General features: G+C 56.7%; 24 protein-coding genes. 7 read left to right on the top strand and 17 right to left on the bottom strand.

Going from position 1 to position 24986, the window contains the following annotated elements:
• Positions 1 to 10 precede the first annotated feature (10 nt).
• The 5 genes from WCX18_RS04705 to WCX18_RS04685 all read left to right on the top strand — a co-directional run bounded on the left by WCX18_RS04705 (position 11) and on the right by WCX18_RS04685 (position 4470).
• Positions 11 to 1615, top strand: coding sequence for a hypothetical protein (locus WCX18_RS04705; protein ID WP_345990144.1), 1605 nt, complete (start codon positions 11 to 13; stop codon positions 1613 to 1615).
• Positions 1612 to 2100, top strand: coding sequence for a GNAT family N-acetyltransferase (locus WCX18_RS04700; RefSeq protein ID WP_345990141.1), 489 nt, complete (start codon positions 1612 to 1614; stop codon positions 2098 to 2100). The genes WCX18_RS04705 and WCX18_RS04700 overlap by 4 nt, the downstream gene beginning before the upstream one ends.
• A gap of 323 nt (positions 2101 to 2423) precedes the next feature.
• Positions 2424 to 3377, top strand: a complete 954-nt coding sequence (locus WCX18_RS04695; RefSeq protein WP_345990138.1) for a M23 family metallopeptidase — start codon at positions 2424 to 2426, stop codon at positions 3375 to 3377.
• Complete coding sequence (locus WCX18_RS04690; RefSeq protein WP_345990135.1) at positions 3374 to 3703, top strand: polymer-forming cytoskeletal protein; 330 nt, start codon at positions 3374 to 3376, stop codon at positions 3701 to 3703. Before WCX18_RS04695 ends, WCX18_RS04690 begins: the two co-directional genes overlap by 4 nt.
• Before the next feature lie 20 nt (positions 3704 to 3723).
• The gene (locus WCX18_RS04685) at positions 3724 to 4470 is read left to right on the top strand and encodes a DUF2238 domain-containing protein (RefSeq protein ID WP_345990134.1); all 747 of its coding nucleotides are present in this window, start codon (positions 3724 to 3726) and stop codon (positions 4468 to 4470) included.
• Between the two features lie 14 nt (positions 4471 to 4484).
• Here the strand turns inward: WCX18_RS04685 and WCX18_RS04680 are convergent, their stop codons facing one another.
• Positions 4485 to 4946: a cupin domain-containing protein gene (locus tag WCX18_RS04680; protein ID WP_345990131.1), complete on the bottom strand. Its 462-nt coding sequence runs from the start codon at positions 4944 to 4946 to the stop codon at positions 4485 to 4487.
• A gap of 183 nt (positions 4947 to 5129) precedes the next feature.
• On the opposite strand from WCX18_RS04680, the gene WCX18_RS04675 reads away from it, so the two are divergent.
• Positions 5130 to 6083: an AraC family transcriptional regulator gene (locus WCX18_RS04675; RefSeq protein WP_345990129.1), complete on the top strand. Its 954-nt coding sequence runs from the start codon at positions 5130 to 5132 to the stop codon at positions 6081 to 6083.
• Positions 6084 to 6085: 2 nt separating this feature from the next.
• Here WCX18_RS04675 and WCX18_RS04670 read toward each other — a convergent pair whose 3' ends face one another.
• From WCX18_RS04670 to pheS, 7 genes are all read right to left on the bottom strand, one after another.
• On the bottom strand, positions 6086 to 6778 hold the full coding sequence (locus tag WCX18_RS04670) for a DUF2461 domain-containing protein (protein ID WP_345990126.1): 693 nt from the start codon (positions 6776 to 6778) through the stop codon (positions 6086 to 6088).
• 21 nt (positions 6779 to 6799) lie between these two features.
• Positions 6800 to 8386, bottom strand: a complete 1587-nt coding sequence (serA, locus tag WCX18_RS04665; RefSeq protein ID WP_345990124.1) for a phosphoglycerate dehydrogenase — start codon at positions 8384 to 8386, stop codon at positions 6800 to 6802.
• A 102-nt stretch (positions 8387 to 8488) separates the two neighbouring features.
• Positions 8489 to 10150: a 30S ribosomal protein S1 gene (locus WCX18_RS04660; RefSeq protein ID WP_345990122.1), complete on the bottom strand. Its 1662-nt coding sequence runs from the start codon at positions 10148 to 10150 to the stop codon at positions 8489 to 8491.
• Positions 10151 to 10286: 136 nt separating this feature from the next.
• Complete coding sequence (locus WCX18_RS04655) at positions 10287 to 11114, bottom strand: 4-hydroxy-3-methylbut-2-enyl diphosphate reductase (RefSeq protein WP_345990119.1); 828 nt, start codon at positions 11112 to 11114, stop codon at positions 10287 to 10289.
• Positions 11104 to 12387, bottom strand: coding sequence for a 3-phosphoshikimate 1-carboxyvinyltransferase (gene aroA / locus WCX18_RS04650; protein ID WP_345990117.1), 1284 nt, complete (start codon positions 12385 to 12387; stop codon positions 11104 to 11106). Before aroA ends, WCX18_RS04655 begins: the two co-directional genes overlap by 11 nt.
• Positions 12384 to 14717: a phenylalanine--tRNA ligase subunit beta gene (pheT, locus tag WCX18_RS04645; protein ID WP_345990114.1), complete on the bottom strand. Its 2334-nt coding sequence runs from the start codon at positions 14715 to 14717 to the stop codon at positions 12384 to 12386. Before pheT ends, aroA begins: the two co-directional genes overlap by 4 nt.
• On the bottom strand, positions 14714 to 15706 hold the full coding sequence (pheS, locus tag WCX18_RS04640; RefSeq protein ID WP_345990112.1) for a phenylalanine--tRNA ligase subunit alpha: 993 nt from the start codon (positions 15704 to 15706) through the stop codon (positions 14714 to 14716). Before pheS ends, pheT begins: the two co-directional genes overlap by 4 nt.
• A 281-nt stretch (positions 15707 to 15987) precedes the next feature.
• Between pheS and WCX18_RS04635 the strand changes: the two genes are divergently transcribed.
• Entirely contained in the window at positions 15988 to 16344 is a 357-nt protein-coding gene (locus tag WCX18_RS04635) for a histidine triad nucleotide-binding protein (protein WP_345990111.1), read from the top strand.
• Positions 16345 to 16639: 295 nt separating this feature from the next.
• Here WCX18_RS04635 and WCX18_RS04630 read toward each other — a convergent pair whose 3' ends face one another.
• From WCX18_RS04630 to WCX18_RS04590, 9 genes are all read right to left on the bottom strand, one after another.
• Positions 16640 to 17107, bottom strand: a complete 468-nt coding sequence (locus WCX18_RS04630; protein ID WP_345986437.1) for an OsmC family protein — start codon at positions 17105 to 17107, stop codon at positions 16640 to 16642.
• Positions 17104 to 18492: an argininosuccinate lyase gene (gene argH, locus WCX18_RS04625; protein WP_345990108.1), complete on the bottom strand. Its 1389-nt coding sequence runs from the start codon at positions 18490 to 18492 to the stop codon at positions 17104 to 17106. The genes WCX18_RS04630 and argH overlap by 4 nt, the downstream gene beginning before the upstream one ends.
• A gap of 79 nt (positions 18493 to 18571) precedes the next feature.
• Positions 18572 to 18907 (bottom strand): cytochrome C, encoded by a 336-nt coding sequence (locus WCX18_RS04620; RefSeq protein ID WP_345990106.1) that lies wholly within the window; start codon positions 18905 to 18907, stop codon positions 18572 to 18574.
• A gap of 86 nt (positions 18908 to 18993) precedes the next feature.
• Positions 18994 to 19932 carry a hydroxymethylbilane synthase gene (hemC, locus tag WCX18_RS04615; protein ID WP_345990102.1) on the bottom strand — a complete coding sequence of 313 codons (939 nt, stop codon included), beginning with the start codon at positions 19930 to 19932 and terminating at the stop codon, positions 18994 to 18996.
• Positions 19929 to 20759: a thioredoxin domain-containing protein gene (locus WCX18_RS04610; protein ID WP_345990099.1), complete on the bottom strand. Its 831-nt coding sequence runs from the start codon at positions 20757 to 20759 to the stop codon at positions 19929 to 19931. Before WCX18_RS04610 ends, hemC begins: the two co-directional genes overlap by 4 nt.
• Positions 20722 to 21141 carry an FxsA family protein gene (locus tag WCX18_RS04605; RefSeq protein ID WP_345990097.1) on the bottom strand — a complete coding sequence of 140 codons (420 nt, stop codon included), beginning with the start codon at positions 21139 to 21141 and terminating at the stop codon, positions 20722 to 20724. Before WCX18_RS04605 ends, WCX18_RS04610 begins: the two co-directional genes overlap by 38 nt.
• On the bottom strand, positions 21138 to 22844 hold the full coding sequence (locus WCX18_RS04600; protein WP_345990095.1) for a proline--tRNA ligase: 1707 nt from the start codon (positions 22842 to 22844) through the stop codon (positions 21138 to 21140). Before WCX18_RS04600 ends, WCX18_RS04605 begins: the two co-directional genes overlap by 4 nt.
• A 6-nt stretch (positions 22845 to 22850) precedes the next feature.
• Entirely contained in the window at positions 22851 to 24095 is a 1245-nt protein-coding gene (hemA, locus tag WCX18_RS04595) for a glutamyl-tRNA reductase (RefSeq protein ID WP_345990093.1), read from the bottom strand.
• Entirely contained in the window at positions 24095 to 24985 is an 891-nt protein-coding gene (locus tag WCX18_RS04590) for a polyprenyl synthetase family protein (protein WP_345990091.1), read from the bottom strand. The genes hemA and WCX18_RS04590 overlap by 1 nt, the downstream gene beginning before the upstream one ends.
• Position 24986: the final 1 nt, after the last annotated feature.

The following is a 24986-nucleotide window of genomic DNA, read 5'->3' as shown; positions in this document are numbered from 1 at the left end:
TACAAGAACAATGATCAGAATCTACCGTTACCTCATCGTACTGCTTTGGATGATCGGGGCGGCATACGCTGCCACCGACCGCACCGCCGATGATCGTCTCAGAAACGATCTGCTTCATTTTGCGCGTTCGCTTACGCAATCGCATTTTTCAGGCACACCGGTAGCGCTGCCGGCATCGATCGCGCTCGATGGCAACTGGACCGTCTCGGTCACCCCCTATCTCCACGGCGAGCCCCTCGGCACCGGTACCGGGCAAAGCCACCCGCTCTACGGGGCCGTTATCGATGCCGTCGGTGGGCTGCTTTCAACGTCCGGCGATCGACATCCAGATGAAGAGGCTATCAGGAATGCACGTTTTATGATCGCTTTTTCCCGGCCCGGCGCGGAAGATAATGCACTGATCGAGTACAGGGGGAAAGCCGAAGAGCTGATTGGCGACGTCGTGGCCGTTCGGAACGTGGACAGGGAGATGATCTACACCAAGATTATGGCGGCCAAAGCGTACCTCCTGCGTGCAATGGATGAAAAGACGCACGGGTTTCATAAGCTCTATACGGCCACGAGCGGCACCTTTGACCGCCGCGTCCTCACCACCTACTCCTCCTCCGCACTTTACAGCCTTCTAAAACTCAATGATCTGAAGCAGGATGGGGACATTGTCAGACTGATCCCCCTTATCGCCGATTTCATCCTCTCGATGCAACTTCACGAAGGTCCCTACAAGGGTGCGTTTCACTACTCTCTCTCCCTCGAAAGCGGCGAAAAAGACGGCCGGCTCGTCGTCGGAACGGCTTCGAAAACCATCTTCACCCTGCTGGAACTCCATAGAAGGACAAACGACGTCAGGTACCTGGATGCCGCCAGGTCGGCCGCCGACTGGCTGCTTAGCATGCGCAATCCCGACGGCAGCGTGATCAACCAGGTGAAAATCGAAAACGGCCGGCCGGTTTTTGACAGACGGTACTCGAACCTCTATACGGGCGAAGTACTCTCAGCCCTCTCCAGGATGTACGCAGCCACTTCAGACCGCCGCTACTACGACGCCGCTGAAATTCTGGCGGACAATTTTCGCGAAAGGGCCGAGCGTAATGCCTGTTTTCTGACGGACGACTATCGTTCGCCGACGGATGCCGTGCCGACAAGCTGGGGCGTGATGAGCCTGCTTGATTTTTACAAGATCAGCGGCAACGACCTCTATAAAAAGGTGCTGCGCATCTGTCTCGGCGAGATTTTGAAACGGCAGAAAAACGATCCCGACGATATGAAAAATTACGGCAGGATCGGTACCGGTCAAAATACAAGCGGCAACGGATGGATCAACGAGGTCACCTCGGAAGTGTACCTGACGTGCCAAAAAGAGCACTGGACGGGCTGCATGACCTACAGGGAGCCTATGCTGAAAATGACGCGATGGCTGATGCAGAACACCTACTCCGAAGCTAACACCTACTTTTTGAAAGCGCCCGATAAAGCGATCGGCGGCCTTATCAGGAGTTATAAGTGGGAGGAAGTCCGGACCGATGCCGTCTGCCACGGCGTCAACGGCTATATCAACCTCTATAACAGCGGGATAGAGAAACCGTTCCAACGCGAAGAGAAGGGAGAAGATCAGTGACACCCGTCATCATCCAGGCGACATCCGAAGATGCCCGGTCCATCTCCGTCCTGACCGGCGAACTGCTGCACGAGATCATGGAACGTATCGACGTCAAGGCATTCCGTTTTAACCGGGAAGAGACGGAGGAGAGGGCCGGGGAGCTGCTCTCCAGGGGAGTTTATTACGTCTTTCTCGCCAAAGAACCTGGTACCGGGGAAAAGGTCGGGTTCCTTTCGCTCTACGAAAGTTATGCGCTCTACGCCGAAGGCGCCTACGGCACGATCCCGGAACTCTATGTCCGCCCGCCCTACCGCTCGGAGGGGATCGGAAGGCAACTGCTGCAGCGGGCAAGGGATTTTGCCGTCGCCAAAGGGTGGAAACGGCTGGAAGTCACGACACCTCCCCTGCCTCAGTTTGATAGAACACTCGTATTTTATGAACGCAATGCTTTCGAAATTTCCGGCGGCCGGAAACTGAAAAGTGATATTGAGAATGTGATATGATAGAGCCCTTTCCCTGTTCCCATTGGCCAAAAGTGCTACATATACGAGGCATGATAAATCAGTTTAATACTCAATAAAACAGATATAAACAACCAACAGACACTTTATAAATTTCTTAAGTTTAGCAATGTACAATGGGCGCGATATTTAAAAAAATTATGTAAATTGTGTGATGGCCTAAAATATGATCTGTTTTTCCGAACAGGACGAATACCGAAAAGGTATAATGGTATATAAACATTCTATTAAATCTAGATAATAATTCCTTTTTAAGACGTAAATAACGGAGGACTGTTCCGGCAGTACCGAGGAGACGCGAACGGATGCATCAACGCTTCACTGTTACGATCCATGACCTTGACGGCGTGCGGCAGTACAGCCTGCACAATATCGTCAAAAAAGTCCTTCTCTACGCAGGGGCCGGTCTCGTTACGCTTATCGCCGCCGGGCTCGCCTTTATTCTCTTCCTCAACGCCTCTCTCAACGAGATCGACGAGAAAAAAGCCCAACTCGAAGCGCACAACGCCGAGCTGCTGACATCCATCACCACGGCAGAAAAAGAGCTCGCCGACAAACAGGCCGAACTCACCACGGTCTCCGACCGGCTTGACGGTATCGAGACGCTGATCGGTCTGGCGCCGGATACGGAAACGGAAAGCAGCCTGCTTGAACGGGTGGAAATCGCCCAGATGAACTCCGTACAGCGGGCGGCACTTCTGCAGCACATTCCCAACGGTTCACCCGTAGAGTACCGCGGCATTACGAGTAAGTTCGGCTACCGCACCCACCCCACCCTGAACCGTAAAGAGTTCCACCCCGGCAGCGACCTCCGTGCCCCGATGAACACCCCTGTCCATGCCACGGCGGACGGTGTCATCGAGTACGCCGGGATGCACAGCAACAGCGGTTACGGGCGCCTGATCATCGTCGACAACAACTATGGCTTCAAAACCTATTTCGGCCATCTCAACAAGATCAGCGTCAAGTCCGGCCAGTACGTCAAAAAAGGCGATCTTATCGGTTACAGCGGTAATACGGGTATGAGCAACGGTCCGCACCTGCATTACGAAGTGCGTTTTATCCAGCGCAAACTCAACCCCTACTGGTTTATCAAGTGGGATCTCGAACACTATGCCACCATATTTGAAAAGGAGAAAAAAGTACCATGGCAATCTTTGGTAGCAACAATAACACGGAATCAAAACCTGCAAAAGCTCCCGTCACCAACACCAGTACCACCATCATCACAGCTGGCGCTTTACTCAAAGGCGAAATGACACTGGAGTGCGACGTCTTTTTTGACGGCCGCCTGGAAGGAACGATGCATTCCAAGGGGGTCATCACCGTCGGACAAAACGGCGTGATCGTCGGCGAAGTCAAGGCACCCCACCTGATCGTACGCGGCCGTATCGAAGGGACCGTCGACGTCGACCGTGTCGAGATCAAAGAGAACGGCTATGTCGGAGGGATCATCTCTTCCAAAGAGATGGTCATCGAATCCAAAGGGATCTTCGAAGGCGAAAGCCATCGTAAAACGACCGAAACCGCGGCCAAACCCCTCCAGGAAGCCGCCGCCGAAAAACCTGCCGAAAAGAAGAGCTGATCGGAACGAAAGGAGCCTGAATGCCACGGGATGAGGAGTACAGCTACGCCCATAACCGCTACCTTCTGCTTCTCTCCCTGCTCTTCGCACTGGAGTTCACCCTCCTGGCATTTTCCCCCTACGACCGTCACGACTGGCTGCTGGAAAACGTGCTGGTCCTGCTGGCCGTGCTCTTTTTTGCCACGACCTACAAAACGTTCCCCCTCTCGCGCATCTCACTGACCCTGATTTTTCTATTTCTCTACCTGCACGAAGTCGGTGCCCACTACACCTATGCAGAGGTCCCCTACGAGGCGTGGGGACAATCCCTCTTCGGTATTTCGCTGAACGGGCTCTTCGGCTGGGAACGCAACAACTTTGACCGGGTCGTCCATTTTCTCTACGGGCTGCTGCTGGCCTATCCGCTGCGGGAGTTTTTTTTGCGGGTAGTCGACGTCAAAGGGTTCTGGGGTTACTTTTTCCCACTCCTGGTCACAATGGCAAGTTCCATGCTGTACGAGCTGGTTGAATGGGGCGCTGCCGTCTATTTCGGCGGGGAGCTCGGTATGGCCTACCTCGGCACGCAGGGGGATGTCTGGGATGCCCACAAGGATATGCTGTTCGCGACCATCGGCGCCCTCCTGGCCATGCTCCTCACCGCGGCCATCAACGCCGCCCTGCAGAAGGATTTCGGCCGGGAGTGGATGCACAGCTTCCGGGTCAAGCATAAGCTCCCGCTGGGCGAAAACGTCCTGATGCGCCTCTGGCGGCAGCGCCGCCGGAAGTAGCCGAAGCACACCTCCTATTCAGAGGCCTTCATAATCTCAAACGCATCAATCGGTTCGTTGAACGCGATAAAGAGCACACAGGGGTCCCCTTTTTCACAGTAGGCGACATGAGGATGTTTCTCAGGACCGAATGCGTACATGCCGGTTTCAATCAGCACGGGTTTCTGGCCGTCATACTGGACAGTCATATTGCCCGAAACGAGGATCATCCGTTCCGCCGACGTATGCCAGTGGTGCGGGATCTTGTAATCGCCCGGTACTTTGAAAAAGACGTCGGTCCGCGGTGTCGCCGGATCACCGTGCAGGACCGCGATGCCGCACCCCTCTCCCAAAAATGCGGGACAGGGACCCCATTGCAGCTGTTTGTCGTCATATTTATAAGCCAATGCCGGTTCTCCGGCCGTCGCTGCCGAAAAGAGGCCCGTTACGGCAGATACCAGCAGCATCGCCGTCACCGTTCGCATAGATGTCACCATAATGATTCCTTTGGCGTAAGACAGTGCTTACTTTTAGTATTTGCAGTACCACACGAGCATCTTAACACTACGCCCCGTCGTTGAAAAGAGCCAATCTTCGCTTAACAATACGATTTGTCGGAATATTTGATTTTTCTATACTTGACATGACACTATAATAGGCAAAAGACGAAAGGTGACACGATGGGAGCCCCGCTTCCGCTTTATACGATCGAACAGACGATCAATACCTACAAATACCTTTTCAAACCCAACCCGACCTTCGGCATGGATTTCTACGCCGAGGACTTCGAAGCCAAGGATGTCGTGCTGCTGCTCGATGACATCGCCCCGAGCCACGGCATCCCGCTGCGTTTCGACTACTACGCGCTCTTTCTCCGGCTGAAAGGGGAGACGATCCGGACCGTCAACCACTTCGACTATACCATCCGGCCGCAGGCGCTGCAGCTTGTCTCCCCCGGCTCCATCTACGCCTTCAGGGACATCTCGGAAGAGTCGAAAACCTATGTGCTGCTGTTCGACAAGGCGTTCATTGAAGAGGAGAACCTCTCCCAAGAGACCCTTGAACCCCTCTTCGTTTTTCACCGTATCCACCAGAATGACGTCGTGCTCGACACCTCAAGCTACGCACAGGTCCTTTCACTCTTCGAACAGCTCAGTTACGAACTGCGACAGAAAAAAGAGGATTATAAAAGTATGGCCAAGATGCTCATCACCCAGCTGCTCTTCCTGCTAAGGCGTGAGAAGCAGAACGCGGGCCTGCCCCAGAACCTGACCCGGGCCGAACAGCTCAGTGCCGAATTCCTGGTGCTGATCGAAGAGCACTTCTGGCAGCGCAAAAGCGTGCAGTCCTATGCCGAGCTCATGGGGATCACGCCAAAGCATCTCAGTGAAACCGTCAAGGCGACCCTGAAACACACAGCGCTCTCCTACATCCACCTGCGTATCATCAAGGAGATCCAGTACCTGCTCTGTTTCGGCAACATGTCCATCAAGCAGATTGCCTACGCCCTCAACTTCGAAAGCCCCTCACAGCTGGGACGCTTTTTCAAAAACCATGAAGGGATCTGTCCGAAGGAGTACCGTCTGAGGAACCGGATAGAGTACCCTGCGCTGATGGCGGGGAAAAAATGGTAGTATCAGCCGTTTTCCGCCGCGTAGAGCGTCAGTTCGTACACCCATTGCTGCAGCGGGAGCATCGCTTCGTAATGGGCATAGAGGGTATCGAGCAGTTTGTCTGATGTGATCAGCGCGGCATCAGTCTCCGTATAGGCGTACAGTGAATCGTAAAGGGCAAGCTCCGCAAACGGTATCTGCTTGTCGAAACCGGGCGGGAAACGTTTATAGCGCTTCTCGGGAAGCCGATACCCCTTCTCCGTCAAACCGTCAAGGATCTGCTGCAGTTCTCGGCGACGCGTTTCGGATTTGAGGTAGGCGCGGTAGGCTGAGAGCATCGCCGGTTTGAAACGGCGCAGTCCCGTCGCGACGAAGAGCGTCCTCGGATCGAAATGGAGGTAAAAAGCGCTGCTCTGCATCCGCTTCCCGCTCCCCTGCCAGAAGACAATCCCGATGTGGTCCTTGAGCGGCGGCTCGTCGAAATGAAAACGCTGGTCGCGGTAGATGCGGAAGAGCGAGCCGTTGACTTTCGGTACGGCATTGATCGTCGGCACGAGGGCCATAAGGTGTTCGCCCATCTCTTCGACGAAGGCACGGCTGGGCTCGAGGACGAGTTCATGGTAGAGCATCTTGTTGGCGTCAAACCATGCTTTGGTGTTATTGCGCTGGAGTTCGGCTAAAAAAGGGAGGGTTCCTGCGGGAAAGTGCGAGAACACCGGAAGGCTCCGATGTACGCTTTAGAGGCGGACGGCGTCGACGCTGATGCACTCTTCGAGGGCAGCCAGCTTGGCGAGTGCCGTATCTTTGACCGGGGTGTCCGTGATAATGACGGCCAGGGCTTCGCCGCTGTTATTGCGGCCCAGACGGAAGTCCGCGATGTTGACGCTGTTTTCCGCCAGAAGTGTACCGACTTTACCGATAACGCCCGGGACATCGGTATTTTTAAAGAGGATGAAGTTCCCCTTCGGCTCGACGTCGAGGTCGAAACCGTTGACCTCGACGATGCGCTGTACGCCCTCTTCGAAGATCGTCGCGTCGATGTCGACGACACGCTTGTCCGTCGTCACCTTGACGGAAATAAGGTTCTTGTAGGCGCTGCTGGAGAGTTCCGCAGAGGTCTCGATCTTGATCCCCTTCTGCTCCGCAATGAACGAGGCGTTGACGTAGTTGATGGTGTCACCCGTCTTGTCCGCCAGGGCACCGACGGTGACGAAGGTGCTCAGTGAGTCAAGATACTCGGCGATATCGCCCTGGGCGCTGACCTTGATGGAAACGATCGGCGCGCGGTTGAGCTCGCTGGCCATGAAACCGATCTTCTGTCCGAGTTCCAGGAACGGTTTGACGAATGCCGGGATCTTCGTTTCGTCGATCGGCAGGTTGAAGGCGTTCGGGTAGGCAATGCCCTTCGCTGCCTCGATCGCCTGCTGCGCTGCCTGCGTTCCGATGTTGTACTGGGATTCGAAGGTATTCGCACCCAGGTGCGGGGAGACGACGATGTTGTCGAGGTCAAGCAGCGGGTGGTCAGTCGCAGGCTCTTTTTTGAAGACGTCGATGCCGGCGAAACGGACCTTGCCGGACTTCAGGCCGTCGTAGAGTGCTTCTTCATTGTACAGACCGCCGCGTGCACAGTTGATGAGCACAACGCCGTCTTTCATCTTGGCGATCTCCTCGGCACCGATGATGTCGATCGTCTCCTGGTTTTTCGGCGTGTGGATCGTAATGACGTCACAGGCAAGGATATCGTCGAAGTTCTCGGTGTATTTCACGCCGAGGTCTGTCGCTTTTGACGCCGGGATATACGGGTCGTATGCGATGACGTCCATCTCGAATGCCTTACAGCGCGTCCCGACGCGGCTGCCGATGTTACCGAAGCCGATGACACCGAGCTTTTTGCCTTTGAGTTCGTAGCCGTACCACTTCTCGCGTTTCCAGATACGCTGGTTTTTAAGATGGTCGTGTGAGTAGGGGAACATACGCATACAGGAGAGCATATGGGCCATCGTCAGCTCAACCGCGGCAATCGTGTTGGCCGTCGGGACGTTCATAACGATAATACCCTCTTTGGAGCAGCCTTCAATATCGACGTTGTCAACCCCGACGCCGGCGCGCACGATCGCTTTCATCTTCTTGGCGGCAGCGATGAATTTGTCGTCAACATCGGTTGAGGAACGTGTAATCGTAACGTCGGCGTCCGCAATCACATCAAGCAGCGCCGTTTTGTCGACATCGGCAGCAAACACGTAATCGATCTGCGGATCGTTCTGAAGCATCTCGAGCCCGGCTTCGTGAATGTGGTCACATACGACTACTTTATATTTTTCCATCTTAAAATCCTACAGTGAAATTGAAAATGTTATCAACAAGTACCTGCCACGCAGGGCATTGCTGATAAATTTGGGAAGCCCCTCCGCAGCAGCGGAAAGGGGTTATTTTTTGAGTTGGTCTTTGATCAGATCGCCGAGGCTGTTGGATCCGTCCTCTTCGTTGAGCTTGTCGAGGATTTTCTGATCGTGCAGTCTGTCGAGTTTGCGGACAGAGAGGCGGATACGATCACGCTTGGCATCGATCGCAACGATAGCCGCTTCGATCTCCTGCCCTTTTTCCAGTTCTTCGGCCTTGAGCGGCTCGAGGTCTTCGTTGCGGATCAATGCATCGACACCGTCAACGAGGGAGATGAAGACACCGAAATCTTTCACGTCACGGACCGTACCTTTGACGATGTCGTTGACGCGGTGGGAAGATGCGAACTTCTCGACCGGGCTCTCTTCGAGCATCTTGCGGTTGAGGGAGATCTTCTGATCGTCACGGTTGATCTTCGCGATCTTGACTTCCACTTCCTCGCCGGCTTTGAAGAGGTCTTTGGCTTTGACACCTTTTTCCCACGTCGTATCCTGGTTGTGCAGGAGGCCTTCGACGCCGGCAATCTTGACGAACGCACCGAAGTCAGTCAGGGATGTGACTGTACCGGTAACGATGTCACCCTCTTTGAATTTCTTCGCGAACTCGTCAAACGGCTTCGGAAGGAGGCGTTTAAGGGAGACACGCAGTTTGTGCTTGTCCGGATCAACGTCGATCACTTCAACATCGATATCGCTGCCGACGGTCAGGTAGTCTTTCGGGTTCTTGATGTTCTTGTCCCAGGTGATCTCGGAGATATGGAGGAAGCCTTCGATATCGTTTCCAAGGTCAACAAAGGCACCGTACGGCTCGATGTTGCTGACAGTAACGGTGATGGTATCGCCCGCTTCGAGTTCATCCTCGATCTCTTTCCACGGATCCGGCTGGACCGCTTTGATGGAGAGGGAGAGGTGGCGCTTGTCTTTATCGTAGGCAATGGCTTTAACGTTGACTTTGTCGCCTTCGCTGTAGAGTTTGGACGGGTTGACCGGCCCTTTGTAGCTGATCTCGTTGTAGTGGACCAGACCGTCGACACCGCCGACGTCTACAAACATACCGTAGCTGGTGATCTTCTTGATGACACCTTCAACGACCGTACCCTCTTCCATCAGCTGGTCGATGATCTCTTTCTTGCGCTTGCGCTCTTCGTTGAAGAGTTTGCGGCGGGAAACGACGATGGAGTTGTCTTCCGGATCAAGCTTGATGACCTGTGCTTTGACTTTGCGGCCGAGAACGTTGTCGCTCTCTTTGAAGGCTGCGAGTGAACGCGGCATAAAGAAGCTGACGCCGTCCGCTTCGATAACATAGCCGCCGCGGTTCTTCTTGGTCACGGTTCCTTCGATGATCACATCTTCGAAATCCTCTTTGTGCGCTTCGACGAACTCCATCGTTTTCTGCTGCTCGAGGACTTTGCGGTAGGAGATTTTCGGACGCTCGTTGTAGTGTCCCGTTACCATAACCGTGATTTTGTCACCGACGTTGAAAAGCAGATTACCCGCTTCATCCCTGATCTCATCAAGACTGATGATACCTTCCAGTTTTTCTCCCACTCCGACGAGCGCGCGATTATCGTCTTCCTGGATTGCGACAATTTCACCTTCAGTGATGCGATTTGATTCTTGCTCCTGGAAAGAAGCCTCCAGCATCTCGGCGAAATTTTCTTCTTCAAATGCTTCGTTATCGAAAGCCATACCTGTACCCTTATTACGTAATAAAATCTCGTGAGTATAGCGAAAGAAAGCTTTTATGAAGCAGAAATATTGTGGGAGGGTTGATTTTTTACGGTTAGAAGCATCTCCCCGAAACGCAGCGGGAGTCCCGTACGTTCTAGTGCCTTTTTTTGATCCGTTCGATCACCTGCTGAATGATCCAATCCGGGGTGGAGGCACCGGCGCTGATACCGCAATACTCTTTGCCTATGAACCAGCTGTCGTCTATATCGTCGGGCCCTTCGATATGGTAGCTATCCGGGCAGTACTCCTGGGCGATGCTCTGCAGCTGTTTCGTGTTGGAGGAGTTTTTCCCGCCGATGATGATCATCACATCGGCCCTTTTTGAGAGGTCCCGCACCGCGTCCTGGTTTTCGAAGGTTGCGTTGCAGATCGTGTTGAAGACCCTGACCTCCTTGTAGCGCGGGATCAGGTAGTTGACGATCTTGAGAAACTCTTCGACCTTGCGCGTCGTCTGGGCCACAACGGCGATCTTCTCTTTGAAGCGGATCTGTTCGAGCTCCTCGACACTCATGACGACATAGGCGCCGTGCTTGGCATAGCTCTTTACCCCCCGGATCTCCGGGTGGGCTTCGTCGCCGAAAATGACGATGTCATACCCCTGCTCGCTCATCTCCTCGCAGATCTGCTGCGGTTTGGTCACATAGGGGCAGGTGGCGTCGACGACGTTGACATCACGCGCATAGAGCATCTCTAGCTCCTGCTTCGGAATGCCGTGCGTCCGGATGACCGCCGTGTCACCCGCTTTGAAATCGTCCAGGTTCTCCGTCAATGCAACCTGGAAATCCTTCTTGAGGCGGTCGATCTCCTTGGCGTTATGGATCAGCGGCCCGTAGGTCGCGGAACTGCGGTTCTCCTCGGCGATCTTGATCGCGCGTTTGACCCCGAAACAGAAGCCGTAATTCTCAGCCAGTTCAATCTTCATGATGCACTTCCCCAATCGCATTGATCAGCTCGAAAAAGTTCGGAAAGGAGGTCTGGATACAGTCGACATCCTCCACCTCCATCCCACAGCGCAACCCGGCGACAATGAAGCTCATCGCAATACGGTGGTCCCCGAAACTGTCGACGCCGGCCATCTGCAGCTCGCCGCCGGTAATGCGGTAACCGTCTTTGAACTCTTCACAGGCAATGCCGCATTTTTGCAGGTTCGTCATCACCGTCGTAATGCGGTCGCTCTCCTTGACCCGGAGCTCTTCGGCATTTCGCACTTCGCTCGTCCCCTCCGCCGTCGCCATAGCAATGGCAAGCGCCGGGAGTTCATCAATGAGCCAGGCAATGTTCTCCTCGACGACGATCGCTTTGAGCGGCCGATAGCGTACCTCGATATTACCGATGGGTTCATACCGTTCGTCAGTCACCTCGTAGCGGATGTCCGCCCCCATGCGCTCCAGCGCCTTGAAGGCCTCGATGCGGGTCGGGTTGAGGGTGACGCCCTCGATCACGGCACTGCTGCCGGGGGTGATCGCCGCGGCAACGGCAAAAAAGAAGGCGCTGGACGGGTCGGCCGGCACCCGGATATCGAGGGGCTGCAGCAGGCCGGTAAGGGGCTGCACTTCCGTACGGAGGTTCTCCGTTTTGATCTGTGCTCCCATCCCGCTTAGCATACGCTCCGTATGGTCTCGGCTGAGCTCGGGCTCTTCGAAATAACAGGGGCCGTCGGCCCGCAGCGCGGCAAGGATCATCGCACTCTTCACCTGCGCCGAAGCAACGGGGCTTTTGTAATCGAAGGCTTTGAGCGAACCGCCGCGCACGCTCAGCGGCGCCAGGTCGCCGTTATTGCGGCCGTCGAGCATCGCGCCGATGCTGCGCAGCGGTGCCGTCACCCGTTTCATCGGGCGGCGGCGGAGGTATTCATCGCCTGTAAGGACGAAATGCCCCTCGGCCGAGGCGAGCAGGCCGCAGAAAAGCCGCATCCCCGTACCGGAGTTGCCGCAGTCCAGAACGTCGCCGGGCTCCTGAATACCGCGCGAGACGATGGTAATGACATCACCGTCATCCTCGACCTCGGCCCCCAGTGCTTCGACGATGCGCAGGGTGTTCATCGTATCTTCGCCGCGCAGGAAATTGCGGACGACGCTCTTGCCCTCGGCAAGGGTCGCGAACATCGCGCTGCGGTGCGAAATCGATTTATCCGCCGCGATCCTGTCGCTGCGGAACGCAAACGTCTCCGCCGGCGCGATACGGACCCGGCTCATCGCAGTGCTACCCCGAGATCGTTCTGGAGGGCGGTAAGAATCCCTTCCATCGCCGCCGTAATCTCCTCTTCTTCCAGGGTCTTCTCCTGCGACTGCAGCACGAAACGCAGCGTCAGGCTCATCTGGTCGCCCAGGCTCTCGTCCGTGTAACGGTCGACGGGGTAGAAGCGGACGATCTCGCCGCTGCGGCTGCTTTCGATAACGCCCGAAACCTTCTCGTACGGCATCGCCTGCGGCATCAGGATACTGAGGTCGCGGTGTGACGCCTGGTATTTTGAATACGCTTTCGCTTCGACCCGCTCAAAGGCCAGCGCGTCAAACGTCCCTTCGAACATGACGGTGCGCGGCAGGTCCATCTCAGCTTGCAGTGTCGGATGCAGGGTAAACATCTCCCCTATTTTCACGCCGTGCTGGTAAACGGCCGCTGCCTGGTAGGGGTGGGCCATCTTGTGCGCCGGTGTGACGGGCTTCAGGGTGAAATCCCCCAGGACGTCCGCTGCCAGCTTGGTGAAGGACTCAAAGCTGACCGTTTCGGGTTTTCCGCTGTTGTCGAGGCTGTCCTCATTAAGGGTTCCCGCAAAGAGCAGCGCCATCTTGACCGATTCACGGCGCTGGACGTCAAAGACCGAACCGATCTCGAAGAGCGGGATGCGCTTGCGCCCGTTCTTGGCGTTGCTGCTGGCCGCATTAAGCAGTCCTGCCAGCAGTGTCGGCCGCAGCGTATCGAGGGTCCCCGCGATCGGGTTGAGCAGCGCCAGTTCTTTCGCGACGCTTGGAAGGCCGAGAGCATCGAGCTGCTCGCGTTCGTTGAAAACGAAGTGGACACTCTCGTAGAAGCCGCTCTGTGCCGCGCGCTGGCGGTAGGTCTGCTTTTTCCGGAAGGCGAAATAGTCGTCGTCGATCCGGTCCGCTTCGGTCAGCACAAACGGTTTCGCCGGGATATTGTCGATACCGACGATACGGACGACCTCTTCGATCAGGTCCTGGCGGTTGACGATGTCGTGGCGGAAACGCGGTACGCTGACGACGATCTGTTCCTCGCTCGACTTCGAAATGTCGAACCCGAGGTTTTTCAGGATGTTCGCCACACGGCTCTTATCGATTTCCGTACCGATAATGCGGCTGACATACCCCATATCGATACTGATGTTTTTCGGTTCGAAGGCTTCGGCGTGTTCCAGGGTACCGCCGTAGATTTTACCTTCGCCTTTGGCCTCGATGCAGCTGAACAGGAAGTCGCTTCCGAGCGCGAGTTCGGGTTCGCTGCCGCGCGACGTGCGGTAGTACAGCGGCCCGCTCTGCAGTTTCGTCTCCGCCATCTTCTGCGAGATGACGTCCGGCGCGATGTAGCTCGCCTCGATCACGATGACGCCGCGGACATCCTGGAGCCGGGAAGCATCTTCCTGGCGGATCCCGATGATGGACGCGCACTCGCGTCCGTAAACGGCGCTCAGACCGTGTTCATCGCGCTTGATGACGATCCCGGCAAGCTTCTCGTCGTTGGCGCGGAAGAAATCGACCGGGTAGGCGCGGAGAATGACGCCGGTGCTGTGCATCGCATACTCGAGGCACCCTTCGACGGCGTTGGCGCGGCTTTCGTCGATCATGGCCAGGCGCAGCATCATCAGCAGCGAGTCGTCGAAGAACTCGACCGAGACCGCATGGTAGCGGACACTGCCGGTGACGTCACCGTCGACATCGAGTTTCAGCAGACGCCCGATGCCCAGGCGGTTCTCATCTTCACGGCCGGCGGTCCGCGGCTTCAGGCTCTTGTCCAGGGCTGCACAGAGGTCGCGGGCGACCCCGCGGATGCTCAGACAGTCCCCGCGGTTCGCCGTCAGTTCGATCTCGATCAGGTCGTCGTTGAGCAGCGGGTACTCGGAGAGCGGTTTGCCGAGCTCGAGGGCCCCGATACTCTCGTCAAGCACGAGGATGCCGTCGTTCACTTTCGGCAGTCCCAGTTCGGTCGCGGAACAGATCATCCCCGCGGAATCGACACCGCGCAGTTTGACCGGTTTGATCTCCAGGCCGCCGGGCATCACCGCGCCGACGACGGCGACGGGAACATACTGCCCCGCAGCAACGTTGGGCGCCCCGCAGACGATCTGGCGCGTTTCACCGCCCAGATCGACCTGGCAGACGTTGAGCTTGTCCGCGTCCGGGTGTCTTTCGCATGCCGCGACCTTGCCGACGACGATCTTTTCGGGGATCCGGAAAGATTCGACTCTGTCGACTTCCAGACCGATCGCATTGAAGGTCTTGGCCAGTTGCTCCGTCGTAATGTCGGAAAGGTCGATCCATTCGTTCAGCCAGTGGCGTGTGACAATCATTTGAACTGCTCCAGAAGTCTGATATCGCCCTCAAACAGCGACCGCAGATCCCCGATACGGTGGATCAGCATCGCAAAACGCTCCACGCCGAGGCCGAAGGCGTAGCCGCTGACGTTTTCATAGCCGACCGCCTTGAAGACGTTGGGATCGACGATCCCGCACCCCAGGACTTCCAGCCACCCGGTCTTCGAACAGACGCGGCAGCCGTCGCCGCCGCAGAAGATACAGCTGATGTCAACTTCCGCGGACGGTTCCGTGAACGGAAAGAAGCTCGGGCGGAAGCGGACTTCAACATCGCCGAACATGTACTTGAGGAAGTCCTCGAGGATGAACTTCAGGTTCGCGAAGGAGACCTTCCCCTCTTCGTCGACAAGGAGCCCCTCGACCTGGTGGAACATCGGGGTGTGCGTCAGGTCGTAGTCGCGGCGGAACACGGCGCCCGGCGCGATCATACGGATCGGCGGCTTCTCCCGCTTCATCGTGCGGATCTGTACCGGGGAGGTATGCGTGCGCAGCAGCATCTCGTCTTTGAAATAAAACGTATCCTGCATGTCGCGTGCCGGGTGGTACTTGGGCAGGTTCAGCGCCTCGAAATTGTGGAAATCATCTTCGACCATCGGCCCGGTTTTGACCGAGAAGTTCATGGCGACGAAATATTCGACGATGCGGTCCATCGTCTGCATCACCGGGTGCAGCGCACCGCGTTCGCTCCCGCGTCCGAACAGCGTGACGTCGATCGCTTCCGCTTTCATGCCCGCCTCGAGCGCCTCGAGAGCCAGGATCTCTTTGCGGGCATTGAAGGCCTCGGTCAGACCGGCCTTATGCTCGTTCAGCTCCTTGGCAAAAGCCCCCTTCTCCTCGCTGGGAACGGACTTCATCTTCGCGAACTCAGCCGCGAGCACCCCTTTTTTCCCGAACACCGCAATACGGATCTCTTCAAGCTTGTCGACACTCTGCGCCGACGCAATGGCGTCATACCACTCCTGCAACCGTGGCTCCTTCCCGGGGACGTCTCCCCCATTTATCTTGCGCGTATTGTATCCAAAGAGATTTAAAGGGCAGTATTATTAATCAATTACACTGCAGGAGCAAAGCCCCTACAGCTACGCTAACGCTAAGTTCGCTTCAGCAGCGGGCTCGCGCGCCGTCGGCGCTTTGTCTCTGAAATCACCTGCTTTAAAATCAATACCGAAACCCCTCCGATTCAAAGCAGGTTAGCCTCAAAGGCTTCTATGCTACAATCACAAAAACGCTCTTTCAAGGAACATTCATGTGTCTTTTCTGCAAAATCGCCAACAATGAACTGAGTGCCAACACGGTGCATGAAAACGACGATTTTATCGCCTTCCACGACATCAATCCCAAGGCCCCGGTCCATGTGCTCGCCATTCCCAAAACCCACGTTGACAGCTTCAACGACGTGACGCCGGAGATGATGGCCGCTATGACTGCATTTATCCAGGAAGTAGTCGAAAAGGTTGATGTGAAAGAGAGCGGCTACCGTGTCATTACCAATATCGGGGAAAACGGCGGCCAGGAGGTCAAGCACCTCCATTTCCACATTCTCGGCGGTGCCAGACTCCGCTGGGGCCACTTCGCAGACGCGGACCCGAAAGACTTTTTATAAACCATACGCCGCAGGGGCCAAGCTCCTGCGACTACGTTAACACTGGGTTCTCTTCAGCAGAGAGCTCACGCGCAGCTGCACTGCGCTTTATCTCCCCATACAAACAAATACTTTTAAAAAATTCCGGCTTGGAATGTCCACGTAATAGTGAATATGAAGTGCGTTAAAAGCGTGTTTCGTGCGGCAGCCGCTTTGTCCTTTTTTCTTCCCGGTTCGGCTTCTTTTTTGGACAAGCAAAAAAGAAGGGGAACAAAGGACCTAGAAAAGGGTTTGCGGCGTGTAGAGGAGTTTCGGCTTAGCTAGGGCAGGCTTCGATTTCACCGAAGTCGATATTGCCACCCTGCCCACTGATAATCTCTTCGTTTTCACGCAGTACGTTACCGTTGTGCGTGACGGAGTAGCTGATCTTCGTCGTATCACGGACGGTGTTGATCGTCGAGCAGTAGGTCTCGATGCTGCCCATGACCCAGCGCAGCGCCGTCATATCGTCGGCATCGGAGTCAAAGCGGTAGTCGAGGTGAAGGGTGTTGAACTTGCACGGCGGTGTTTCGTTGCGTACGACCTCACCCTCGACACTGAGGTTCGTGACCGTCTTGCCCTGCTTTTTCGGGATGGCAATGAGGTCGCTGGTCGTACAGGCGACAAGGCCGGAGAGGAAATATTCGATCGGCGAGATCACCGGGCAGTCAATGACAAAGCTCTGTCCGCGGTCCGTTTTTGCTTCGAAACGCATCTCATCCAGGTGGGAAATCGTTACTTTCATAAATCAAGCTCCTTGAGGTAGTTTTCGAAGTGCACGATCTGTTCGAGCGTGCGTACCGTCGCCGTCCCGCCGGAGGAGGTACGGGCGTTCATGGAGTGTGCCAGCTGAAGATGCGGGATCACATCTTCGCCGATACGCTCGTCAATGGCCTTGAGCTCGCCGAAGGCGATCTCGCTCAGGTCTATTCCGAGGACTTCGGCGCGGGCGACGGCCTTACCCGTAATGAAGTGCGCTTCGCGGAACGGCACCCCGCAGCGCTCGACGAGGTAGTCGGCCAGGTCGGTGGCGCTCAGATGCCCTTTCTTCGAAGCTGCCAGCATGTTCTCCGGTTTGACCGTCATCGTCTTGAGGGCTTCGTTAAGGATCTCGAGGGAGATGTGCGCTGTTGCCACGGCATCGAAGACCCCCTCTTTGTCCTCCTGGGTATCTTTGTTGTAGGCGAGCGGCAGCCCCTTCATCACCGTCAGCAGTCCCATCAGCGCGCCGTAGACACGGCCCGTTTTTCCCCGCAGCAGTTCCGGGACGTCCGGGTTCTTCTTCTGGGGCATAATCGAGGAGCCCGTCGAGTATTCGTCGGAGAGTTCGACAAAACCGAATTCATAGCTCGACCAGAGGATCAGCTCTTCGCTCAGGCGGGAGACGTGCATCATCATCGTCGAGATGTTAAAGAGGATCTCCAGGGCGAAATCACGGTCGCTGACCGTATCCAGGCAGTTGACACTGACACTGTCAAAGCCCAGTTCATGCGCGGTAAAGCTGCGGTCGATATTGTGCGGGGTACCGGCCAGTGCGGCACAGCCCAGCGGGGAGACATTGTTGCGCTCGCGGCTGGAAAGGAGACGGTCGATATCGCGTTTGAACATGCTCGCGTACGCCAGCAGGTGGAAACCGAAGTTGATCGGCTGGGCATGCTGCAGGTGCGTCATCCCCGGCAGCAGTGTCTCCGTATGCCTGCCGGCAATGTCAATGAGGGTCTGCATCAGGGTTTTAAGCTGACCGGCGATCTCGAGGTCCTTGCGCAGAACGTAGCGACGGAAGTCGACGGCCACCTGGTCGTTGCGGCTGCGGGCCGTATGCAGTTTCTTGCCGGCGTCGCCGATGAGCGCGGTGAGGCGTTTTTCAATCGCCATGTGCAGGTCTTCGTCGCTGATATTCCACTCGAATTCGCCCGATTCGATCTCCTGACGTACCTGTGCCAGTCCCCCGCGGATCGCTTCAAGTTCTTCTGCACTGAGGATGCCGCGGCTCTGCAGCATGGCGGCGTGTGCCAATGAACCTTCGATGTCTTCGCGGTACAGTTCGCGGTCGAACATGATCGAGGCGTTAAACTGGTCTAGAAGCGAAGAGGCTGAGGCGCTGAAACGGCCGGACCACATTTTTTCCATAGCTCTGTCTCCAAAATAAATTACGGTATTTTAGCGAATAGGGTTTAAAGTGCAGAAAGGGCCCTCGGGCCCGGAGGTTTTAGTTACAGGCGGGAACGTTCCCGCTGTCCTTGGCGTATTCGACCATGAAGTCCTTGAGATGTTTCGAATTCTTCTGGAACTTCTTGCTCTTGAAGTATTTCCAGGATTTCTTCGCTTTCTCGTTGTTAAGATGCAGTTCGGCCAACCCTTCGCCGTTTTTCTCCATCATCTTCTTCCATGTCCTTCTTTTGAAGGTGGAGGCGATATCCTGCCCGTCATCATGACAAGCCTTACACTGCTTGTGAAACTCGCGCTGCCCTTTGTAAACGGCGGCCTCGCTGACAACACCGGTCATCAGTGCCGCTAAAAGAACAGGGAAAACGACCTTCTTCATCCGCATCCTTTCTCCATGGGAGGTGTCACACAAGAATACATTATATATTATTATGCGAGCCTTAACTGTGACAATATTGTCACATTCTATTTGAAGGCCATCTCTTCGGCCCTGGCAAGCAGTTCCCGGGCACCCTGTTCGATAAACGTCTCCGCCATCTGCCGGCCGAGATTGCCGACGGATGCTTTCGGTACTTCAACCGTTTCGGCGATCACTTCGGTTCCGTCCGGGAGCCCGACAATCGCCTGGGTGAGCACCTGGCCGTTCTCGAGGACCGTGGCATTGACACCGATCGGCACCTGGCAACCGCCCTGCAGCGTATCGACGAATTCGCGCTCGATCGTCGTCTCGATGCGCGTGTTTTCGTCTTCGAGTCCGCGTGCGATGGCGAGCACCTCCGGGTCATCGACCGCCTCAATCCCGAGCGCTCCCTGCCCCATTGCCGGGACCATGTCGGTCAGTGCGATCGGGTAGACGTACTCGACGCTGTCGAGCAGCCCCAGGCGGTTGATACCCGCAGAAGCGAGAATGATCGCGTCGAATTCGCCCTCTTTGAGCTTGCGGATACGGGTATCGACGTTCCCGCGGAGGTCCTTGATGGTCAGGTCGGGGCGCAGGGCGAGGATCTGCATCCGGCGGCGCAGCGAGGAGGTACCGACGACGGCCCCCTGCGGCAGGGCGTCGATGCTGGCATACTTTTCGCTCAGCATCGCGTCACGGTCGTCTTCGCGTTCCGTGATCGCCGCGAGCAGGAGCCCGTCGGGCATCTGTGTCGGAACGTCTTTGAGCGAGTGGACGGCGAGCTGGGCTTCGCCCGCCAGCATCGTCTCTTCGATCTCCTTGAGAAAGAGCCCCTTGCCGCCGATCTTTGCGAGCGGTACATCGAGGATCTTGTCGCCGCTCGTTACGACGATTTTTAGCGACACTTCCAGTCCCGGGTTCTGCTCTTCAAGAACGGCCTTGATGTGTTCGGACTGCCAGAGTGCCAGCTTGCTTCCGCGGGTTGCGATGACGAGTTTCTTCATTTAACGTTGACTTCCTTATAACGGTTTTTGGTCGCATCTTTCTCGCCGTCGAAATAGACTGTCGGCGTCCCGCTGACCATCAGGGATTCGATAATGTCATTGTCCGCATCCACATGGGCGTTGACGGCCGCCGCGTGCAGGTCGCTGACTTTGAGGTTCGTATTGACGGCTTTATTGAAGGCATCGAGAATCTTCTGCTCGTCCGTTTCACGCGTAATGGTCGTCGGTACGCTGTAGAGCGCCAGCGTTACATCCTTGCGTCCCTGCAGTTCCGCGGCCACCGCCGCACGCGTCAGCGTCGAGGCTGCCGGGTGCAGCCGCTCCAGCGGGAAGTGGTAGTAGTAGACGGCAAAGGTCTCCGGATACTGCTTCATATACTCCAGTGCTTTGGGGACGTAGCTGCGGCAGAAGGGGCAGAGCGGATCGGAGAAGATCGCGACTTTGTGCTTGGCGTCCGCATTTCCGTAAATCAGGTTCTCTTGGGTGTAGTAGTCGGCTTTGAACTGCGGCGCTACACTGTCGCGCAGGCTTTTGCCCGTCTTCATATTCGTCAGTTCGCCGGTGATTACCGTGTCATTGGCAAAATAGATCACGCGCTGCTTGACCTCGCGCTCCTCTTTGCCCTGCTTGACTTTGGCATCCAGCGCCACGATGAAACTGTCCCATCCTTTCATGCCATCAATCGGGTTGCGTTCAATCACTTTGACGGTCAGTGACGAAATCGCCGGATTTTTGGAGAGATTGTTTGTAAGGAAGGTTTCGACTTCGCTGTTGGTCGCGGCAAAAACGCTAGCGCTTATCAGCATCGTCGCTGACAATTTCGACATCAATGACATGGTCATCCTTTTGTGTGAAGTGAGTTGATGAATCGTGCTTGGATTGTGACACAAATCGGTTAACCAACATCTTCGTAATCACGCTGAACTGCAGCAGCACGCCGAGGATATCGGTCAGAAAACCGGGGGCGATCAGCAAAAAAGCCCCCAGAATGGTGAAGAGGTTGAGCTGTTGGAACTCGAAGGGGTCAATACGCGCCTGGTTCAGCGCGTTGATATTCTCCGCCAGCGTTCCCCGGAAGTTTGCCAAAATCACGATGCCCGCCAGGGCGCTCGCGATCAGCTCGACGAAGGTCCAGATGCCGCCGATCGCCGAAGCGATATTGACGGAAACGACCACTTCCAGGAAAAGATAGAGGAGAAAGTAGATCATCCGATCCACTCCATGATGCGCGCGAAGGCCTCGGAAGAAGGCACATCGGTTTTCGTATCTTCGGCACGGTCAAAGAACTGCACGATCCCGTTCGCCAGCTCCTTGCCGATAATGACGGTAAGCGGGTAACCGACCAGCTCCGCATCTTTCGCCTTGAAGCCGAAACGCTCCTTGCGGTCATCCATGATGACGTCAACACCTGCCGCCTGCAGTGAAGCGTAAAGGCTCTCCGCCAGGGCCACCTGCTCCTCGTCTTTGATGTTGGAGATCATCAGGTTGACCAGGTACGGTGCCGTCGCCTTTGTCCAGACGCACCCTTTCTCATCATGGTGCTGCTCGATCACGGCGGCGATGAGACGGCTCACGCCCATCCCGTAGGTGCCCATGACAAAGGGCTCCGCTTTGCCGTTTTCGTTAAGGAACTGTGCCCCCAGCGGTGCCGAGTAGACCGTGCCGAGCTTGAAGATGTGCCCGACCTCGATCCCTTTCGTATAGGAGAGCGTCCCGTCGCAGACCGGACAGCCGTCGCCCTCTTTGACCTCGTACAGCGCGGCATACTGCGCCGCTTCGGGCAGCACGGAAAGATCGACGCCGACATAGTGGTAGTCCGCTTCGTTAGCACCGCAGATCATGTTGGATGCCCCTTTGACGTCCGCATCAAAGATCGTGCGTACGCTGTCGAGGTCCAGCGGCCCGATGAAGCCCGGCACCAGCCCCAGTGCGGAGAGCTCCTCTTCGCTGACATCGACCAGGTCGAGCGCACCGCAGGCGTTCACCGCTTTGACCTCCTGCAGGTCGTCGCAGCCGCGCAGGAAGAAGACGACGACCTCATCGCCCTCTTCGTAGATCGCCCGCTTGGCCACGGCCTTGAGCGTGTAGTAGGGGTCGACGTGGAAAAAGCCGCCGAGATCCTCGATGCTCTTGATGCCCGGTGTCGCAAACTTGTTGAAGTCCGCTTCCGGCGCTTCGGGAATCGCCCTGCGTTCCGAACGTCGGGCCGCCTCGATGTTCGCGCCGTATTCACAGCGGTCGCAGACCGCCAGGGTATCTTCGCCGCTGTCGGCGAGCACCATCAGCTCTTTCGAGCCCGAGCCGCCGATCGCGCCGCTGTCGGCCTCGACGATGCGGAAGTCAAGTCCCAGGCGCTCCAGGACGCGCTTGTAGGCCGCTTCCATCGCATCGAACTCGCGGTCGAGGTCCTCGTAGGAGGTGTGGAAACTGTAGCCGTCTTTCATGACGAACTCGCGGGCGCGCATCAGGCCGAAACGCGGACGTGCCTCGTCGCGGAACTTCGTCTTGATCTGGTAGAGGTTCAGCGGCAGCTGCTTGTAGCTGTTGACGCGGTTACGTACGAGGTTGACCATCATCTCCTCGTGGGTCGGCCCCAGGACGAAAAGGTTCTCTTTACGGTCGCGGAAGCGCAGGAGTTCCTTGCCGAACTTCTCGATCCGGCCGCTCTCTTCCCACAGCTCGGCCGGGGTGACGAAACTGAGTTCCACCTCCTGTGCACCGGCACGCGCCATCTCTTCGTTGATGATCGTTTCGATCTTTTTCAGCACCCGTTTGCCCAACGGCATCAGGTTGTACAGCCCGCTGGCGACCTGGGCGATAAACCCGGCCCGGGTCAGATAGATGTGGCTCGGGAGCACCGCGTCTTTGGGCGCCTCCTTCTCCGTCGGGATAAAAGCCTGGGACATACGCATTGTCGGTTACTCCTCACTCATGTCTAAAATAAATGCCATCGAATCGATCATGGCGTCGATGTCGCCTTCGTCAGCTGCTTTCCGCAGCTGCTGTACCTGCGGGTGCAGGAAACGCTTGATCGCCTGCAGGGCCATCTTCTGCGCCTGGGCTTCATACGTTTCGGGCAGATACCCCTTGCCCACTACACGGGCCGCCTCCGTCGCCGCCGCCGTATCCGCACGGCGGTAGAGCTCCTTGATCAGCGGTTCGATGTTGAGCGATTTCAGCCAGGCGTAGAACTCCGCCGTGTAGCGGCCGACGATGGCGAAGGAGGCCTTCGCCTCCTCTTCGCGCAGCATGATGTTCTCATCAACCGTGTTTTTCAGGTCGTCGACCCGGTGCACCGTCACCATCGCGTGGTCGATGTCACCGATGTCCCGCGGGACCGCCATGTCGAACCAGTGGCACTCCCGTTCCTTTTTCAGGCCGAGCTTGCCGTCGATAATGGGCTCTTCCGCGCTCGTGGCCGTAAAGATCATGTCGTATTCGGCCAGCACATCCTTGAGGCGCGTAAAGGGGACCAGCGTCCCGTTGACCTCTTCGGCCAGCGCTTCCACCTTCGCCATCGTGCGGTTCATCAGGCTGACCTCCGCCCCGTGGTTTTTCAGGGTCCGCGCCGCGATCACGGACATTTCACCCGAACCGATGACCAGCGCCCGTTTGCCCGCAAGCGTCCCGAACGCCCGGCGGGCCGCAGCCACGGCGACGCTGGCGACGGAGACCGGCTTGGAGGAGATGTCGGTACGGTTGCGGACTTCGGCCGCGCACTTGAACGCGTAGTTGACCGCCCGGGTCAGTTTGTCGCCGCAGTAGCCGCGTTCCAGGGCGAAACGGTAGGCGTCTTTGAGCTGGCCGGAGATCTGGGTCTCGCCGACGATAAGCGAATCCAGCGAACTGGCGACGCTGAAGAGGTGGTGGATCGCCCCCTGGTCTTCGAAGAGCTCTGCGCGCCCTTCCAGCTCGTTGAGGCTGATGCCCGAGTGCTGGTGCAGCAGCATAAAGAGGTGTTTGGCCGCTTCGCCGGGATTGTTGCAGCTGCTGATGAGCTCGATACGGTTGCAGGTGGAGAGGACGAAGGCTTCGTTCAGGTAGGGGGCTTCCAGGGTACGGGCGAGAAACGTCTCTTTGGTTTTATCATCGTTGAACGCCAGCTTGTCCCGGATGGGGAGCGTCGTGTTTTTGTGCGTAAAACTGAGAATGAGGTAGTGCATCAGAAGGTTCTTTGCATCATGGATTCAATGACCGCTTCGAGCGGCGCGTCGCCGCTGACCGCCTGTTTTGCCTCGTCACTGAGACGGCGGGCCTGTGCGTAGGCGGCTTTGACCGCACCGCTTGCCTCCAGCTGCTCCTTGAGCCAGCGGGTCTCCTCCGCCGTCGCACTTTTGCCGTGAAGGGCAATGAGGCGTTCTCTCGCCTCCCCTTCGAGGGTGCGGTAGAGGTGGATATACGGCAGGGTGCATTTGCCCTCGACAAAGTCGTTCATCGCCGGTTTGCCCAGCGTCGCTTCATCGGAAACGATATCGAGGATGTCGTCGATGATCTGGAAGGCGACCCCGAGGTTTTTGCCGTAGAGCGCATACGCCCCGGCATTCTTGCCGACCAGCATGGCGGCACTTTTTGCCGCGGCTTCGATCAGGACCCCCGTTTTGAGATAGAGCATCTGCAGATAGCGGGTATCATCCTCGTTGAATGCTTTCGCCATCTGCACATCCATCATCTCGCCGACCGAGAGCGACGTAACGGCATCTGCAACGGTCTTTGCGATCTGCGCGTCGAACTGTGTCAGTTCGCTGAACGCCTTGGAGTAGAGGATATCGCCGAGCATCACCGCCTGCTTGCTCCCCTCGGTCGCATTGACCGAAGGGGTGCCGCGGCGCAGCTGGGCCTCGTCGATGACGTCGTCGTGCAGCAGGCTGGCGGCGTGGATCAGCTCGATCACCGCGGCCAGTGTCACGGAAGCGTCGCTCTCGCCCGCGATCATCATGATCAGCCGGGCACGGAGGCGCTTACCGCCGGACAGTGTTTCAAAAAGCCCGGTCGCGTACGGGTATCCCACCGCTGCGACCATCTCCTGCATTCTGCGCGCTACCGCTTCGACCATC

It is taken from the genome of Sulfurimonas sp. HSL1-2, from assembly GCF_039645565.1.
Lineage (GTDB): Bacteria > Campylobacterota > Campylobacteria > Campylobacterales > Sulfurimonadaceae > Thiomicrolovo > Thiomicrolovo zhangzhouensis.
This window is presented reverse-complemented; position numbering and strand designations above follow the sequence as displayed.

Excerpts from the sequence above, each read along its gene's own strand:
- WCX18_RS04620 (WP_345990106.1), bottom strand. The coding sequence starts at position 18,907 with ATGAAGAAGGTCGTTTTCCCTGTTCTTTTAGCGGCACTGATGACCGGT.
- WCX18_RS04705 (WP_345990144.1), top strand. The coding sequence starts at position 11 with ATGATCAGAATCTACCGTTACCTCATCGTACTGCTTTGGATGATCGGG.
- WCX18_RS04655 (WP_345990119.1), bottom strand. The coding sequence starts at position 11,114 with ATGAAGATTGAACTGGCTGAGAATTACGGCTTCTGTTTCGGGGTCAAA.
- WCX18_RS04600 (WP_345990095.1), bottom strand. The coding sequence starts at position 22,844 with ATGCGTATGTCCCAGGCTTTTATCCCGACGGAGAAGGAGGCGCCCAAA.
- WCX18_RS04590 (WP_345990091.1), bottom strand. The coding sequence starts at position 24,985 with ATGGTCGAAGCGGTAGCGCGCAGAATGCAGGAGATGGTCGCAGCGGTG.
- WCX18_RS04630 (WP_345986437.1), bottom strand. The coding sequence starts at position 17,107 with ATGAAAGTAACGATTTCCCACCTGGATGAGATGCGTTTCGAAGCAAAA.
- hemA (WP_345990093.1), bottom strand. The coding sequence starts at position 24,095 with ATGCACTACCTCATTCTCAGTTTTACGCACAAAAACACGACGCTCCCC.
- WCX18_RS04675 (WP_345990129.1), top strand. The coding sequence starts at position 5,130 with ATGGGAGCCCCGCTTCCGCTTTATACGATCGAACAGACGATCAATACC.
- serA (WP_345990124.1), bottom strand. The coding sequence starts at position 8,386 with ATGGAAAAATATAAAGTAGTCGTATGTGACCACATTCACGAAGCCGGG.
- hemC (WP_345990102.1), bottom strand. The coding sequence starts at position 19,932 with ATGAAGAAACTCGTCATCGCAACCCGCGGAAGCAAGCTGGCACTCTGG.
- WCX18_RS04610 (WP_345990099.1), bottom strand. The coding sequence starts at position 20,759 with ATGTCGAAATTGTCAGCGACGATGCTGATAAGCGCTAGCGTTTTTGCC.
- WCX18_RS04660 (WP_345990122.1), bottom strand. The coding sequence starts at position 10,150 with ATGGCTTTCGATAACGAAGCATTTGAAGAAGAAAATTTCGCCGAGATG.
- aroA (WP_345990117.1), bottom strand. The coding sequence starts at position 12,387 with ATGAGCCGGGTCCGTATCGCGCCGGCGGAGACGTTTGCGTTCCGCAGC.
- WCX18_RS04685 (WP_345990134.1), top strand. The coding sequence starts at position 3,724 with ATGCCACGGGATGAGGAGTACAGCTACGCCCATAACCGCTACCTTCTG.
- argH (WP_345990108.1), bottom strand. The coding sequence starts at position 18,492 with ATGGAAAAAATGTGGTCCGGCCGTTTCAGCGCCTCAGCCTCTTCGCTT.
- WCX18_RS04680 (WP_345990131.1), bottom strand. The coding sequence starts at position 4,946 with ATGGTGACATCTATGCGAACGGTGACGGCGATGCTGCTGGTATCTGCC.
- WCX18_RS04635 (WP_345990111.1), top strand. The coding sequence starts at position 15,988 with ATGTGTCTTTTCTGCAAAATCGCCAACAATGAACTGAGTGCCAACACG.
- WCX18_RS04605 (WP_345990097.1), bottom strand. The coding sequence starts at position 21,141 with ATGATCTACTTTCTCCTCTATCTTTTCCTGGAAGTGGTCGTTTCCGTC.
- pheT (WP_345990114.1), bottom strand. The coding sequence starts at position 14,717 with ATGATTGTCACACGCCACTGGCTGAACGAATGGATCGACCTTTCCGAC.
- WCX18_RS04690 (WP_345990135.1), top strand. The coding sequence starts at position 3,374 with ATGACACTGGAGTGCGACGTCTTTTTTGACGGCCGCCTGGAAGGAACG.
- WCX18_RS04695 (WP_345990138.1), top strand. The coding sequence starts at position 2,424 with ATGCATCAACGCTTCACTGTTACGATCCATGACCTTGACGGCGTGCGG.